The organism is Lysinibacillus sp. GJ-1 (assembly GCF_021166035.1).
GTDB lineage: Bacteria > Bacillota > Bacilli > Bacillales_A > Planococcaceae > Lysinibacillus > Lysinibacillus sphaericus.
Genome location: NZ_CP088912.1, coordinates 4,504,019 through 4,518,356, shown reverse-complemented (window position 1 = coordinate 4,518,356; position 14,338 = coordinate 4,504,019). Strand labels below are relative to the sequence as shown.

The following is a 14,338-nucleotide window of genomic DNA, read 5'->3' as shown; positions in this document are numbered from 1 at the left end:
GCCAATTGATGGTGCTTTTTTTAATATAAAAGAAAAAGCGCGTAGGCATTTTTCTTATACCGACATATTGATTGTAGTAGAATTCATACATAAAAAAGTGTAAGTTAGTTAGTATAGCTGAGCATGTAGAGAGGAGTGCTAGAAATGCCCGAAATTTTATCGTTAAATAATGTGACATTTTCATATACACCTGAAAATCAAGAGCTGCGAAATGCTGTTGAAAATGTAAGCTTTGCCGTCCAAGAAGGTGAGTGGATTGCATAATGGTTCTGGGAAATCGACGATCGCCAAATTAATGAATGGTTTATTATTCCCGCAACAAGGAGACGTTCGTATATTACGTGAAGTATTAAATGAAGACAACCTATGGGCATGTCGCTCTCAGATGGGCATGGTGTTTCAAAATCCAGACAATCAATTTGTAGGGGCAACCGTACAAGATGATGTTGCCTTTGCGCTTGAAAATAACGGCATACCGTTTGAAGAAATGGTAAAACGTGTACATTCCGCGTTGGAACAAGTGAAGATGAGTAACTTTGTGGATCATGAGCCACATCATTTATCGGGCGGACAGAAGCAACGTGTTGCGATTGCAGGGGCATTAGCACTGAAGCCAAAGTTGCTTATTTTAGATGAAGCCACATCTATGTTAGACCCACAAGGCCGTGTTGAAGTATTACAAACTGTCCAAACATTACGTGCAGAAACAGGGCTAACGGTGATATCGATTACCCATGATTTAGAAGAGGCCATGTTGGCTGATCGTATACTATTTATGAACGATGGTAAGAAGTTTGCGGAAGGATCTCCTGCTGAAATTTTTTCACTGGGGGACAAGTTAACGGAGCTAGGGCTTGATTTACCATTTGCCATGAAGTTATCAAAGCTATTGCAAAAGGAAGGTGTTCCGCTAATGGGACAACATATGACAGAAGAAGAGTTGGTGAATGATTTATGGACATCAAACTTCAACAAGTAAGCTATGCCTATTCTCAAGGCACACCTTTTGAAAAACGGGCATTATTCGATGTCAATTTTGAAATTCCATCCCATACGTACCAAGCAATTATTGGACATACGGGTTCCGGTAAATCGACCATTCTTCAACATTTTAATGCACTGTTAAAGCCAACAACGGGCATTGTGCAATTAGGCGATCGCACAGTGGAGGCAGGTAAAAAAGCTAAGGATTTAAAAGCAGTTCGCCAACGTGTGGGTATTGTATTTCAATTTCCAGAGCATCAGTTGTTTGAAGAAACGGTATTAAAGGATATTATGTTCGGGCTAATGAACTTTGGTGTATCTGCAACAGAGGCTGAGGCGCGTGCTAGAGAACTTGTCCGTCTAGTTGGCTTACCTGAAAATGTGCTGGAAAAGTCACCATTTGATTTATCTGGCGGACAAATGCGACGTGTGGCCATAGCGGGTGTTTTAGCAATGGAGCCAGAAGTTATTGTTTTAGATGAACCAACAGCTGGGCTAGACCCCCGTGGTCAAAAGGAAATTATGGATATGTTTTATACATTACATCAAGAGCGTAATTTAACGACAATTCTTGTGACACACAGTATGGAAGATGCAGCTCGTTATGCGGATAATCTTATCATTATGCATGAGGGCAAAAATGTATTGAGTGGAACACCGCGAGAGATTTTTAAGGATATTGAGACATTGAAACAATTTCGTTTAGAGCCGCCTCGGATTGTGCGCTTTCAACAAAAAGTTGAAAAGATGATTAATACATCTTTGGCAAAGGTCTGTTTAACTGAAGAGGAGCTAGCGATTGAAATGGCTCGATTATTGAGAGAGGAGCGTGCAGAGTCATGATGGAGAAAATGATATTCGGGCGCTTCCTGCCAGGAGATTCTCCTGTTCATAAGCTTGACCCACGTTCGAAACTCGTTTTCGTATTTGCATTTATCATTATCGTATTTTTAGCGAATAATACGATAACATATGCAATGCTCTTAGCTTTTACGTTATTCATTGTTTTAGTATCGCGTATACGCTTGTATTTTTTAATAAATGGACTAAAGCCGGTGCTGTTTTTAATGGCGTTTACATTTTTACTGCATATTTTTATGACCAAGGAAGGCGACCTACTATTTCATTGGAAGTTTATCTCCATCTATGAGGGCGGTGTTCGCCAAGGGATTTATATTTCCACACGTTTCCTTGTACTAGTGTTTATGACATCCATTTTAACGCTGACAACATCACCAATTTCCATTACAGATGGGATTGAAGTATTGCTCAATCCATTGAAAAAAATCAAGGTTCCTGTCCACGAGCTAGCATTAATGATGTCCATTTCACTGCGCTTTATTCCAACGTTGATGGATGAGACAGATAAAATTATGAAGGCGCAAATGGCGCGTGGTTCGGATTTATCTTCCGGCTCAATAAAAGACCGAATTAAAGCCGTTGTTCCATTGTTAGTACCGCTCTTTGTAAGTGCCTTTAAACGTGCAGAGGACTTAGCAACCGCGATGGAGGTACGAGGATATCGAGGTGGCGAGGGCCGTACGCGTTATCGACAGCTCAAATGGGATATGGGCGATACATTTGCGCTTGCCTTACTGGCGGCAATGGCGGTTTTATTATTTTTCTATAGAAGTTAAAGGAGTAGCTTGATGCGACGATTAAAAGCAATTATTAGTTATGATGGAACGCAATTTTCTGGTTATCAAGTGCAACCAGGAGAGCGTACAGTACAAGCTGAAGTAGAGCGTGTACTTGCCGTTATGCATAAAGGTAACAAGGTCAAAGTAACAGCAAGTGGTCGCACGGATGCAAGAGTACATGCAACTGGACAAACACTGCATTTTGATACGCCGCTTACAATACCGGTAGAAAAATACATGAAAGCGTTAAATGTACAGCTTCCTAGAGATATTCGTGTCTTATCCATTGAGGAAGTGGCAGCTGACTTTCATGCGCGTTATAGTGTAACAGGAAAACGCTATCGCTATATATGGTCGTGTGAGCCTGTACAAAGCCCGTTTCGTCGATATTACACAGTAGAGACCAATGGGGTTAAACCAGACGTTACAGCGATGCAGGAGGCGGCTAAGGCGATTATCGGGACACATGATTTCTCATGCTTCTGTGCAGCGAATACAAGTGTCCAAGATAAAGTGCGAACTGTTCATAAGCTCGATTTTGAATGGCATGGTGAAGAGCTACATATGGTCATTGAAGGTAGTGGCTTCTTATACAATATGGTACGCATAATTGCCGGAACTTTATGGGAAGTGGGCATAGGACGTCGAGAAGTGCAAAATGTCGAGCTAGTCGTTGCTTCAATGAATCGCGATAAGGCTGGCAAAACGGCGCCACCACAAGGTTTATACCTTGAAAAAGTGTTTTATTAAGGTCGATTGTTTAATAGAATACGGTATGTTTTATAGAAGCGGCAATTCGCTTTAAAGAGAAAAAATATTAAGTGGAAAGGGACAATGTAAATGCCAAACGTTACCCTGTACAACTTCACCAGGTGTTTAATGAAATTACTTGACTTTAAAAGTCATTCATTATATGATAACAGATGGTATTTTCATTACCACCACAAATAAGCCCCGAAACTTATAGTGTAGACTAATGAAAAATAACGGTAATCGAATCGATTAGGAGGATATATACATGCGTACAACATTCATGGCTAAAGGTCACGAAGTAGACCGTAAATGGTTAGTAGTTGATGCAGAAGGCCAAACTCTTGGACGTTTAGCTTCTGAAGTAGCTGCAATCTTACGTGGTAAACATAAACCAACATTCACACCAAACGTTGACACAGGTGATCACGTAATCATCATCAACGCTGACAAAATCCATTTAACTGGTAACAAATTAGAGGGTAAACTTTACCGTCACCACACTCAATTTGCGGGTGGTTTAAAAACTCGTACTGCTGGCGAAATGTTAGAAAAGTACCCAACACGTATGATCGAATTAGCTGTAAAAGGGATGCTTCCTAAAAACTCTTTAGGTCGTAAAATGTTCGGTAAACTTAACGTTTACACTGGAACTGAGCACCCACATGCTGCACAAAAACCAGAAGCATATGAGCTTCGCGGATAATATAAATTAAGAGGAGGATATTACTTTGGCACAAGTTCAATACATCGGCACTGGTCGCCGTAAAAGCTCTGTAGCTCGCGTACGTTTAGTACCAGGTACAGGTAAAATTGTTATCAACAAACGTGAAATCGAAGAATACGTACCATTCGCTGCATTACGTGAAGTAATTAAACAACCATTAGTAGCTACTGAAACTACAGGAAGCTATGATATCCACGTAAACGTTAACGGTGGTGGATACACTGGTCAAGCTGGAGCTGTACGTCATGGTATCGCTCGTGCTCTACTTCAAGTAGACCCAGATTTCCGTGCTGCACTTAAATCAGCTGGATTACTTACTCGTGATTCACGCATGAAAGAACGTAAAAAACCAGGTCTACGCGGCGCTCGTCGTGCACCTCAGTTCTCAAAACGTTAATCAACCGATTCTATACGTTTTCAAAACCCTTTCCCACTTTTGTGGGGGAGGGTTTTTTGTGTTTAGAAAATTGTATACAAAATTGAATTATTAAAAATATTGAAAAATATTAGCTACCTTTAGTAAAATCTAAAAAAGAATAGTAGATGCTAAGCATTTAGGGATTTAAAAATTACATATGCAAAGGATGTGTAAACATTCTTATGAATATGGAAAAGAAGCAAGACCTTGCTTTTAAGTTTATTCTCGCCTACTTTATCGTTTTCATTATCTTAAAAGAAATATTTACTTTTTCAAGGCTGGTTAATTATTCCGTACCCATCATTGGAGTCCTCATCGCAGCATTTTTACGTTATAAATTGAAAGATAAAAAATCGGACTAACTTTATTTAAAATTTAGAACACATCGTTATAATCTACGTGTTGACCCTCTGTTTGGATTACGTTTATTTCTGCACTTACATTTTTCATGAATAAACAAATAGACAAGGATGTGGAAACATTCTTATGAATATGGAAAAGAAGAGAGACGTTGCTGCAAAGTGTTTACTCGGCTGCTTTATTATTTTTTATATCTTAACTGAAATTTTTGCTGCGTCAAAACAGTTTAGATTTACAGGCTACTTTATTGGCTTCCTCATCGCCATATTCTTACATTATAAATTTAAAGATAAAAAATCGGACTAACTTATATAAAAGTACAAAAACCATCTTTCAAAACTTTTTTAGTGTTTGAGGGGTGGTTTTTGGTGTTTACATTACTTGTAATAGCGTTGAGACAAACAACTATTATCTGAAATATATTCAAAATGTATTAATGAAAATTTTTTTCATACAATTCTAATTATTGAAAATTATTTCTTTTTATATTATTTTAATTTTGAAAGCACTTTTATGTAATGAATGTTTAGATAGGGGGTGTATACATATGAATCTTTTGGATAGAATGCGAGATCAATTTCATTCCTTTACGGAAAAAGAACAAGTTATTGCGAGTTACATCATTCAGAGAACAAGCATACAGAATGAAAATATAACTGTATTGGCAAAAGAATTGAATACTTCACCTGCAACTATAACTCGCTTTTGTAAAAAGGTAGGCTGTAAAAGTTTTATTGAGATGAAGATGGAGTTAGAAAGAGGAGCTGCTATACACAAAAGTTTAAACAATCAACGAATATAAAAATGTATCTTAATTTGTATGAAACTTTGGCTTGGGCATTTTTCATCCGTAAATTTATGGGCATATGGTGTGAAAACAATTGTTGATGAAAGCGTTTTAATCGTCTTAAATAATACTACGAAAAAGTGAGGTTAAGCAAAATGAAAAAAATATTATTCTGCTCAATACTACTTATTTCAATTATTATAGCAGCGGGCTGTAAATCTAAAAGTGAAAGTGAAGCGACAGAATCCTCTGAAGAAGCATCAGTAGAATCCTCCGAAGAATTATCAGGAGATATTGTGATGTGGCATTCATTTACACAAGGACCTAGACTAGAAAGCATACAAAAAACAGCAGATCAATTTATGAAGGATCATCCAAAAGTAAACATAAAAATTGAAACATTTTCATGGAATGATTTTTATACAAAATGGACAACAGGTTTAAACTCAGGAAATGTACCGGACATAAGCACAGCGCTACCTAATCAAGTTATAGAGATGGTAAATTCAGATGCATTAATCCCGCTCAACGATACGATTGACAAAATAGGTAAAGAAAAATTCAGTAGCAATGCATTAGATGAAGCAAAAGTGCAAGACAACTACTTTTCAATACCACTGTACTCACATGCACAAGTAATGTGGGTTAGAACTGACTTATTGGAAAAATATAATTTAGAAGTGCCCAAAACTTGGGATCAATTATATGAAGCAAGTAAGAAAATGAAGGAAGACGGAGTTTATGGAGTATCTGTTCCGATGGGGACGAATGATTTTATGGCGACAAGATTCCTCAACTTTTATGTAAGAAGTGCTGGCGGAAGCTTACTAACGAAAGATTATAAAGCTGATTTAACAAGTAAGATTGCACAGGACGGTATTAAATACTGGATCAAAATGTATGAAGAAATATCCCCGAAAGACTCCTTAAACTTCAATGTTTTACAACAAGCTACGTTATTTTACCAAGGAAAAACAGCATTTGATTTCAACTCAGGTTTCCATATTGGTGGCGTTCAAGCTAATAGCCCACAATTGTTAAATTCTATTGATGCGTACCCTATTCCAAAAGTAAATGAAGCTGATCCTGATTACGGGATTGAAACATCCAACGTACCTTTGGTTATTTGGAAAAACTCAAAGCACGCTGATGTCGCGAAAGCATTTTTAGAAAAGCTATTTGAAGAGGGCAACTATCTTGAGTTTTTAGATGCAACACCTGTCGGCATGTTACCAACGATTGATAATATTACAGATAATCCTGCTTATAAAGAAAATGAAATAAGAAAGCAATTTGAACATGCTGAAGAAGTAATTACTAAAGCTGTGAATGAAGGAACAGCTATTGGCTATGAGAATGGTCCAAGTATTCAAGCGGGTATTATGACGAACCGACATATTATTGAAGAAATGTTCCAAGATATTATTTCAAATGGCACAGATCCGATGGAAGCAGCAAAAAAAGCGGAAATGAAGCTCAATGATCTATTCGAAACAGTAGCTGTAAATTAGAGGGAAGTATAAGAAGGCGACGACTCAAGTGGGACAAGCAAGGAAAGAAAATCTGCGGCTAAGTTAGCAAGAAAGTGGCTCTGCTTGCCCACAATCGTCTGCCGATTTCCAATAGACATGTTGGAAAGAAAAATGGAGTTGAATGTTCGTTGGACATAGTAGTCACGCAAAAGTAAAAAGGCGTTTCACTTTTTGCTTTAAAAGAAAGGAGTCAACATGCTAATAAAGAAATTTGATTACGCCCGCTGGCTATTTGTAATGCCAGCAATAATAATTGTTGGTTTACTATTTGTTTACCCATTTTTATCTAGTATTTATTTCAGCTTTACAACGAAAAATTTATTATCACCGAACTATCAATTTGTCGGTCTTGAGAATTATAGAAAAGTATTAGCTGACCCAGATTTTTGGAACTCATTTTTTAATTCATTAAAATGGACTTTCTTTTCTTTAGTCGGTCAAGTTTTAGTTGGCTTTATTTTAGCTCTAGCTATACATAGAATAAAGCGATTTAAATGGTTATATCGAACACTGCTTATTATACCCTGGGCATTTCCAACGATAGTTATCGCCTTTTCATGGCAATGGATATTAAACGGAGTGTACGGTTATTTGCCAAATCTAATCGTCAAATTAGGATTGATGAATAATCCACCTGCATTTTTTACCGATAGTACGTGGGCGTTTGTTTGTTTAGTAGGAATCAATATTTGGTTTGGTGCACCTTTAATCATGGTGAATGTATTATCGGCATTACAAACCGTTCCTCAAGAACAATTTGAAGCGGCTAGAATTGATGGTGCTTCCTCTTGGCAAGTATTTAGGTTTATCACGTTACCCCATATTCGGGTAGTCATTGGCTTATTAGTCGTATTAAGAACAATATGGATTTTTAACAACTTCGATATTGTGTACTTACTAACAGGAGGGGGACCTTCAAATGCTACAACGACACTCCCTATCTTTGCCTATAACCTTGGTTGGGGAACACAGTTATTAGGACGTTCCTCTGCAGTAACGGTATTGCTATTTTTATTCCTTTTAACAATTTGTTTACTTTATTTCTATATTATTAGGAAATGGGAAAAGGAGTCGAAATAAAATGGTTAAAAATAAAAAAACAATTGTAAGTTCATTTCTGTCTCATGCTTTGCTAATAATAGCTACTATTCTTGCCGTATTCCCTTTAGTATGGATTTTCCTCTCCTCGGTTAAAGGCAAAGGTGAGTTAACGCAATTCCCAACAAGATTTTTTCCAAAGGACTTTACATTAGAGTATTTTATCCACGTAATTAGAGATTTACATTTTATAGATAATATCAAAAATAGTGTGTTAATCTCCTTAAGTACAACGGTCATTGCTATTATTATTTCCTCAACCGCAGCGTATGGAATAGTGAGATTTTTTCCGAAATTGGGTTCGATTATGTCGAAATTATTAATCACTACCTATATATTCCCACCTATATTATTAGCCATTCCATACTCTTTAGTAATGGCAACCATTGGTCTAAGTAATAGTCTAATTGGTTTAATTATCGTTTATCTATCATTTAGTGTCCCGTATGCGGTATGGCTATTAGTTGGTTTTTTTCAAACAGTACCCATTGGCATAGAAGAGTCTGCCCAGATTGATGGAGCAAATAAATTTACTATATTTTTTAGAGTTGTGTTACCTATCGTAGCTCCTGGGATTGTCGCTACTGCCATTTATACGTTTATCAATGCATGGAATGAATTTTTGTATGCCTTAATCTTAATTAATGATACTAGCAAAATGACCGTTGCAGTTGCTTTAAGATCATTAAACGGTTCGGAAATTTTGGATTGGGGAGATATGATGGCAGCTTCTGTCATCGTTGTGTTGCCATCGATTATCTTTTTCATTTTTATTCAAAATAAAATTGCAAGTGGGCTTTCGGAAGGTGCCGTTAAATAATTAGATGGAGGTGGTATTTTAATGTTTAAAGTCGGCACATTTAAAATAATGATTATCGTATTATTTTTCGTTTTTAGTACTTTAGGAAGTGCTCCAGTATATGCGAAAGATAGTTCAAATCCTGCTAAATTAGTTTATCAGACAGATAATTTGGAATTGAAGAACCAAGGCAAAGATATTACGAATGATGTGAAAGACGTATTGGATAGTGAATCTACGACCATTATCATCAAGTTTAAAACCGATAATCAAAATGCATTACAAGCTTTGTTTAGCTCGTCTAATAATAATCCTTATTTTAGAAATAACTATTTTGATATTTTTATGAGAAATAATGGAGAGTTAGGAATTGAGGTAAGGGATGCGACGGAACATATCAATTATTTATTTGCTAGACCAGCATCATTATGGGGGAAGAGTAAGAATAAAACAGCATTAAATGCGATAGCATTCGTTGCAAATGCAGAAGAGAAATCGTATAAGTTATTTGCAAATGGAGATAAGATTTTAGAGGAAAACGTTTCAAACTATAAGTCGTTAACGGACATTTATGGAGTAAATACGTTCTTGATTGGTGGCGTGAATCGTGAAGGAAAACTAGAGTTCGGCTTTGATGGAGAGATTTACACGTTAGCAATATACAATGGTGTACTGACTAACGATGTATTATTACATGAAACGAGCAATGCACTAAATAAAATGATATTTACATCAGGTGATGCGTCCAAGGCGAATTATTTTAGAATTCCTGCTTTGTATACATTAAATTCAGGGAGGGTCTTAGCAAGTGCAGATGCAAGATACGGGGGGACACATGATTCGAGAAGTAAAATTAATATCGTTACGTCCTATAGTGATGATAATGGTAGAACGTGGACTCCTCCGAAGTTTGCATTGAAATTTGATGATTATGAAGAACAGACAATCGAATGGCCAAGAGATAATGTTCGTAAAAACATACAGATTAGCGGTAGTGCTTCATTTATAGATTCAGCATTAGTGCAAGACAAGCAGACGAATAAGGTTATTTTAATGGCCGATTTTATGCCTGCGGGGATAGGGAACCATAATGCATTAAAAAATGACTCTGGTTATAAAGAAATAAATGGGGCGTATTATTTGAAGTTAAGGAAATCTAATGAATCTACCTATCATTACTCAATTAGAGAAAATGGAGTCATTTTTAATGATACGGTCAATCAGCCTACAGAATATAAAGTTGATGGCTATTACAATTTAATGAAAAATGATGATTATTTATATGTACCACAATATTCAGTGAGGTTTGATAACGACAGGCTAATCGAATATCAAAATGGAAAAAATGTCAAAATGAATATTTTTTATAAGGATTCACTCTTTAAAATCACCCCGACCAATTATTTAGGTTTTACTATAAGCGATGATTTGGGAGAAACTTGGGGCGCTCCTAAATTACTACCACCATTTAATGGTCTAAACAAAAATGCCACATATTTGAGTCCTGGACAAGGTATCGTGCTTAGTAATATGAACCGAATAATTTTTGCCACATATACAAATGGGCAGATGGTGTATTTAATTAGTGATGATCATGGTAACTCGTGGTCGCATCGCACGGCATCATTACCTTTTGCCAATGCTACAGCAGAGGCGCAAATGGTAGAGCTAAGCCCAGGAGTTATTCAAACATATTTAAGAACTTCAACAGGGAAAATCGGCTATATGACAAGTACCGATTATGGTGATACATGGAGCGCAGTGCAATATCTTGAGCATGTTCAAAATCCTTTTTATGGTACGCAACTATCGATTATAAAATACTCTCAAAAGGTAAACGGTCACGATATTTTATTGATGAGTACCCCAAATTCAAAAAATGGTAGAAGAAGCGGTCAAATTTGGGTGGGTATCGTAAATGAAACAAATCCTTCTGTCAATTGGCAAAAGAAATACGATGTTGATTTTAGCAACTATGGATATTCGTATTCCGCAATAACGGAATTACCGAATCAAGAAATTGGGCTTCTATATGAGAAATATGATTCTTGGTCGCGCAATGAGCTGCATTTAAAGAACGTTTTAAAGTTTGAAATATTAACATTGGAAGATATATATCAATAATAATTAGGAGGGAATACTCGTGGTGAATTATGCAATAGTGGGTACTGGATACTTTGGTGCGGAATTAGGAAGGTCCATTCTAAAAAACAAGGATGCTAACATTGTTGCCATTTATGATCCTGAGAATGCTAAAGAGGTAAGTGTAGAGTTAAAGGCAGAGGTTTCAACCTCCTTGGATGACTTAGTAACAAGAGAAGATGTGGATTGTGTTGTTGTAGCTTCGCCAAATTATTTGCATAAGGAGCCGGTTGTGAAGGCTGCTGAAAATGGCAAACATGTATTTTGTGAAAAACCTATCGCTTTATGCTATGAAGATTGTAAAGACATGGTGGAAGCTTGTAAAAAGAATAACGTGATATTTTTTGCTGGTCATATTATGAATTTCTTCAATGGTGTGCAGTATGCAAAGAAACTAATCAATGAAGGGGAAATCGGGGATATTTTGTTTTGTCATGCGGCAAGAAATGGTTGGGAAGAAAAGCAGCCTGAAGTGTCTTGGAAAAAAATAAGAGAAAAATCAGGCGGTCATTTATATCATCATATTCACGAATTAGATTGTATTCAGTTTATTATGGGGGGGCTTCCTCAAAAAGCAACAATGATTGGCGGAAACGTTGCTCATACAGGTGAGCAATTTGGAAATGAAGATGATATGATTTTTGTCAATTTAGAATTTGAGAATAAAAAGTTTGCGCTGCTAGAATGGGGTTCAGCTTTTCGATATGGCGAACATTATGTTTTAATCCAAGGAACTAAGGGATACATAAAATTGGATATGTACAATGTAAAAGGAACGTTAAAGGTGGATGGCAAAGAGAAGCATTTTCTTATCCATGAAACACAAGAAGAAGATGACGATCGGACAAGAATTTACAATAGTTCCGAAATGGATGGTGCTATCCAATATGGGAAACCAGGGAAAAGAACGCCTTTATGGCTTTCTTCTGTAATAGACAAAGAAATGAAGTACTTACATCAAGTGCTACAAGGAGCGGAAGTAAGCGAGGAGTTTCAAAAACTTTTAAACGGACAAGCCGCTTTAGAAGCCATTGCAACAGCGGATGCTTGTACACTTTCAATCATCGGAGATCGAAAAGTAGACCTTTCAGAAATTGTAAAGTAGACAGAAAGCCTGTGATGTCCAGCACAGGCTTTTAGTGAAATACTTGGCAGGTGTTTTTGGAAATAGAATTAACACGGGAAAGGATGTGGAAGTTTCCTATGACTATGCAGAAGAGAAAGATTGCTACAAAGTATTTGCTCGCATGCTTCATTATTTTTTATGTCATAAAAAGGATTATAAAGTAGGGAGATACTATAACAAGAGAAAAAATATTTAAAGAAATAGAATCACTTTTATTTACAGAAGCTGAGTTTGGAGCACTTACAAGTAGAAAACGTATTAAAAAGACCATTCTATTATTTGAACAAGTACTTTCTTTGTACGTGTGTAAGTCTGAGGATGCAGAGGGCTTTCGTTTAAACGAGCTAAATGATACAGACGTTGCATTATTATCAGAAATTAGCTACCACCCCTATGGCTTCGGTAAAATTAAAGCGGAGACCATAAGTGCAAAATTTAAAGGTATTAAAGAAATTACTTCAAATACCAATTTTTATTTCCAAGTAAACAATAAAGATTATTTCTTTTTGGAAGCGAATCGTTTAGTCATCAATAATAAAGTGTTTAATAATTTGTTAGTTCCTTAAAAAACGTGAATTCTTTTAAATCAAGGAGATATTATGGAACAAGAAAAAATAATGGAAGAAATTCAAACACTACTATCGGAAGAAACAGCGTTCGGTGTGGTGACGAATGTCGATATCGGTTATTTTGGAGAAACCGTTAAATTAGTTGTCGCTAAAAAATACAAACAAGAAGTGTTGAAAAAGGTTGTTTTCTTTGAACAAGTACTTTCCCTATACATGTGTCAGCTTGAAGATAAATGACTACGATTATGGAGATGAGTTATTGCTAACAGGAATCAGTTATCATCCAGATGGCTTTGACAAAATTACAATCGAAAGTTTAGATTCTGAATTAAAAGGCATTGAAGAAATTTCATCTACTACAAATTTTAGCTTCCACATCAACAATAAAGATTATTTCTTTATAGAAGCGAATCGTTTAGTTTTTGAGGGCAAGGTTTTTAAAGATTTAATTGCTCCAGAAAATAAGCTGAAATGGGAAGATGAAAGTTAATTGTCTATAGAAAGATGCGATTGTACGCTGTAATGCAAGAAGCGCATTAGAGGCCTACATTAATTAAATAAAAAATTTTCAAACACTCAAGCCAATTGCTTGGGAGTTTTTTGTTTACTTTCTAGCATAGTTCCAACACGAACTTCGTACACTATAACTAAAGGGTGGTGGATATGGGTGAAGCGCTGGCTTGCACTAGGAGTAATTATGCTAATGAGTATAGTGGTCGTGGCATATGAAACGAATGCTTCGGACCGCAACTTCTTCTTACCTGACCCACTTGGTGGCACGAAAATTGTCATTGATGCGGGACATGGTGGTCAGGATGGAGGTGCTTCAAAGGGCGAAGTAATTGAAAAGGACATTACACTTGCAATTGCTCAGCACGTGGAGAAGCAATTAAAGAAGAAGGGCGCAACAGTCGTGATGACGCGTACACAGGATGGAGATGTTATTGATGAACACGCGCCATCAGAAAAATTTGGCACACTAAGGGAACGCAAAAAGCAAGATATCTTTTTAAGGAAGGATATTGTTGCAAAAGAACAGCCGAATATTTTTATTACGATTCATGCCAATGCAATTCCAGAGACAAAATGGCGTGGAGCACAGGTGTTTTATCATAAAGACGGACATGCTGATGGGGAATTGCTAGCCAATAGCATTCAGCAATCGATTCGTACGAAATTACAAAATACAGATCGTGAAGCGTTAGCAATTAAACAAATCTACTTGCTGAAAAAAGCGGAAGTACCTGCCGCATTAGTCGAGACTGGATTTATCAGTAATGATGAGGAACGTGCGCTATTAGTCGATAAAAAATATCAAGAAAAAATGGCAGATGCTATCGTTGAAGGTATTGAAGACTACTTACTTGGGAAAATTGAATAGAGCAACAGCTACTATGTAAATCAAA

The 14,338-nt window shown here is 36.6% G+C and carries 15 protein-coding genes and 1 pseudogene; all 16 read left to right on the top strand.

Translation table 11 applies throughout. The annotated features are described in order from the left end of the window. The first annotated feature begins 144 nt into the window (after window positions 1–144). The 16 genes and pseudogenes from LO754_RS22460 to LO754_RS22385 all read left to right on the top strand — a co-directional run bounded on the left by LO754_RS22460 (window position 145) and on the right by LO754_RS22385 (window position 14,313). Window positions 145–979: pseudogene (locus tag LO754_RS22460) on the top strand (energy-coupling factor ABC transporter ATP-binding protein). After that, the gene (locus LO754_RS22455; RefSeq protein ID WP_231785301.1) at window positions 955–1,827 is read left to right on the top strand and encodes an energy-coupling factor ABC transporter ATP-binding protein; all 873 of its coding nucleotides are present in this window, start codon (window positions 955–957) and stop codon (window positions 1,825–1,827) included. Before LO754_RS22460 ends, LO754_RS22455 begins: the two are co-directional and overlap by 25 nt. Next, on the top strand, window positions 1,824–2,621 hold the full coding sequence (locus LO754_RS22450) for an energy-coupling factor transporter transmembrane component T family protein (protein ID WP_231785300.1): 798 nt from the start codon (window positions 1,824–1,826) through the stop codon (window positions 2,619–2,621). Before LO754_RS22455 ends, LO754_RS22450 begins: the two co-directional genes overlap by 4 nt. Window positions 2,622–2,633: 12 nt before the next feature. Beyond that, window positions 2,634–3,374, top strand: coding sequence for a tRNA pseudouridine(38-40) synthase TruA (gene truA / locus LO754_RS22445; protein WP_024364353.1), 741 nt, complete (start codon window positions 2,634–2,636; stop codon window positions 3,372–3,374). A 268-nt stretch (window positions 3,375–3,642) separates the two neighbouring features. Next, a complete protein-coding gene (gene rplM / locus LO754_RS22440) occupies window positions 3,643–4,080 on the top strand; it encodes a 50S ribosomal protein L13 (protein ID WP_024364352.1) in 438 nt (145 codons plus the stop codon). A gap of 25 nt (window positions 4,081–4,105) precedes the next feature. After that, window positions 4,106–4,498 carry a 30S ribosomal protein S9 gene (gene rpsI, locus LO754_RS22435; protein ID WP_004233744.1) on the top strand — a complete coding sequence of 131 codons (393 nt, stop codon included), beginning with the start codon at window positions 4,106–4,108 and terminating at the stop codon, window positions 4,496–4,498. 928 nt (window positions 4,499–5,426) lie between these two features. Then, window positions 5,427–5,681 (top strand): MurR/RpiR family transcriptional regulator, encoded by a 255-nt coding sequence (locus LO754_RS22430; protein WP_231785299.1) that lies wholly within the window; start codon window positions 5,427–5,429, stop codon window positions 5,679–5,681. A gap of 140 nt (window positions 5,682–5,821) precedes the next feature. Continuing rightward, window positions 5,822–7,177, top strand: coding sequence for an ABC transporter substrate-binding protein (locus LO754_RS22425; RefSeq protein ID WP_229388027.1), 1,356 nt, complete (start codon window positions 5,822–5,824; stop codon window positions 7,175–7,177). Between the two features lie 216 nt (window positions 7,178–7,393). Continuing rightward, the gene (locus LO754_RS22420; protein WP_029747412.1) at window positions 7,394–8,278 is read left to right on the top strand and encodes a carbohydrate ABC transporter permease; all 885 of its coding nucleotides are present in this window, start codon (window positions 7,394–7,396) and stop codon (window positions 8,276–8,278) included. Window position 8,279: 1 nt separating this feature from the next. Continuing rightward, complete coding sequence (locus tag LO754_RS22415) at window positions 8,280–9,116, top strand: carbohydrate ABC transporter permease (RefSeq protein ID WP_024364346.1); 837 nt, start codon at window positions 8,280–8,282, stop codon at window positions 9,114–9,116. Between the two features lie 21 nt (window positions 9,117–9,137). Next, window positions 9,138–11,219 (top strand): sialidase family protein, encoded by a 2,082-nt coding sequence (locus LO754_RS22410; protein ID WP_024364345.1) that lies wholly within the window; start codon window positions 9,138–9,140, stop codon window positions 11,217–11,219. 19 nt (window positions 11,220–11,238) lie between these two features. Further along, window positions 11,239–12,342, top strand: coding sequence for a Gfo/Idh/MocA family protein (locus LO754_RS22405; protein WP_231785298.1), 1,104 nt, complete (start codon window positions 11,239–11,241; stop codon window positions 12,340–12,342). A 194-nt stretch (window positions 12,343–12,536) separates the two neighbouring features. Further along, complete coding sequence (locus tag LO754_RS22400) at window positions 12,537–12,929, top strand: YxiG family protein (protein ID WP_488209315.1); 393 nt, start codon at window positions 12,537–12,539, stop codon at window positions 12,927–12,929. Between the two features lie 33 nt (window positions 12,930–12,962). Continuing rightward, window positions 12,963–13,169 (top strand): hypothetical protein, encoded by a 207-nt coding sequence (locus LO754_RS22395; protein WP_231785296.1) that lies wholly within the window; start codon window positions 12,963–12,965, stop codon window positions 13,167–13,169. Between the two features lie 22 nt (window positions 13,170–13,191). Beyond that, on the top strand, window positions 13,192–13,422 hold the full coding sequence (locus LO754_RS22390; protein WP_231785295.1) for a YxiG family protein: 231 nt from the start codon (window positions 13,192–13,194) through the stop codon (window positions 13,420–13,422). 177 nt (window positions 13,423–13,599) lie between these two features. After that, entirely contained in the window at window positions 13,600–14,313 is a 714-nt protein-coding gene (locus tag LO754_RS22385; RefSeq protein ID WP_024364341.1) for an N-acetylmuramoyl-L-alanine amidase, read from the top strand. Window positions 14,314–14,338: the final 25 nt, after the last annotated feature.

What these genes read in the sequence shown, in the direction of transcription:
- LO754_RS22430 (WP_231785299.1), top strand. Translation starts at nt 5,427, where the DNA reads ATGAATCTTTTGGATAGAATGCGAGATCAATTTCATTCCTTTACGGAA.
- rplM (WP_024364352.1), top strand. Translation starts at nt 3,643, where the DNA reads ATGCGTACAACATTCATGGCTAAAGGTCACGAAGTAGACCGTAAATGG.
- LO754_RS22425 (WP_229388027.1), top strand. Translation starts at nt 5,822, where the DNA reads ATGAAAAAAATATTATTCTGCTCAATACTACTTATTTCAATTATTATA.
- truA (WP_024364353.1), top strand. Translation starts at nt 2,634, where the DNA reads ATGCGACGATTAAAAGCAATTATTAGTTATGATGGAACGCAATTTTCT.
- LO754_RS22410 (WP_024364345.1), top strand. Translation starts at nt 9,138, where the DNA reads ATGTTTAAAGTCGGCACATTTAAAATAATGATTATCGTATTATTTTTC.
- LO754_RS22415 (WP_024364346.1), top strand. Translation starts at nt 8,280, where the DNA reads ATGGTTAAAAATAAAAAAACAATTGTAAGTTCATTTCTGTCTCATGCT.
- LO754_RS22455 (WP_231785301.1), top strand. Translation starts at nt 955, where the DNA reads ATGGACATCAAACTTCAACAAGTAAGCTATGCCTATTCTCAAGGCACA.
- LO754_RS22395 (WP_231785296.1), top strand. Translation starts at nt 12,963, where the DNA reads ATGGAACAAGAAAAAATAATGGAAGAAATTCAAACACTACTATCGGAA.
- LO754_RS22450 (WP_231785300.1), top strand. Translation starts at nt 1,824, where the DNA reads ATGATGGAGAAAATGATATTCGGGCGCTTCCTGCCAGGAGATTCTCCT.
- LO754_RS22420 (WP_029747412.1), top strand. Translation starts at nt 7,394, where the DNA reads ATGCTAATAAAGAAATTTGATTACGCCCGCTGGCTATTTGTAATGCCA.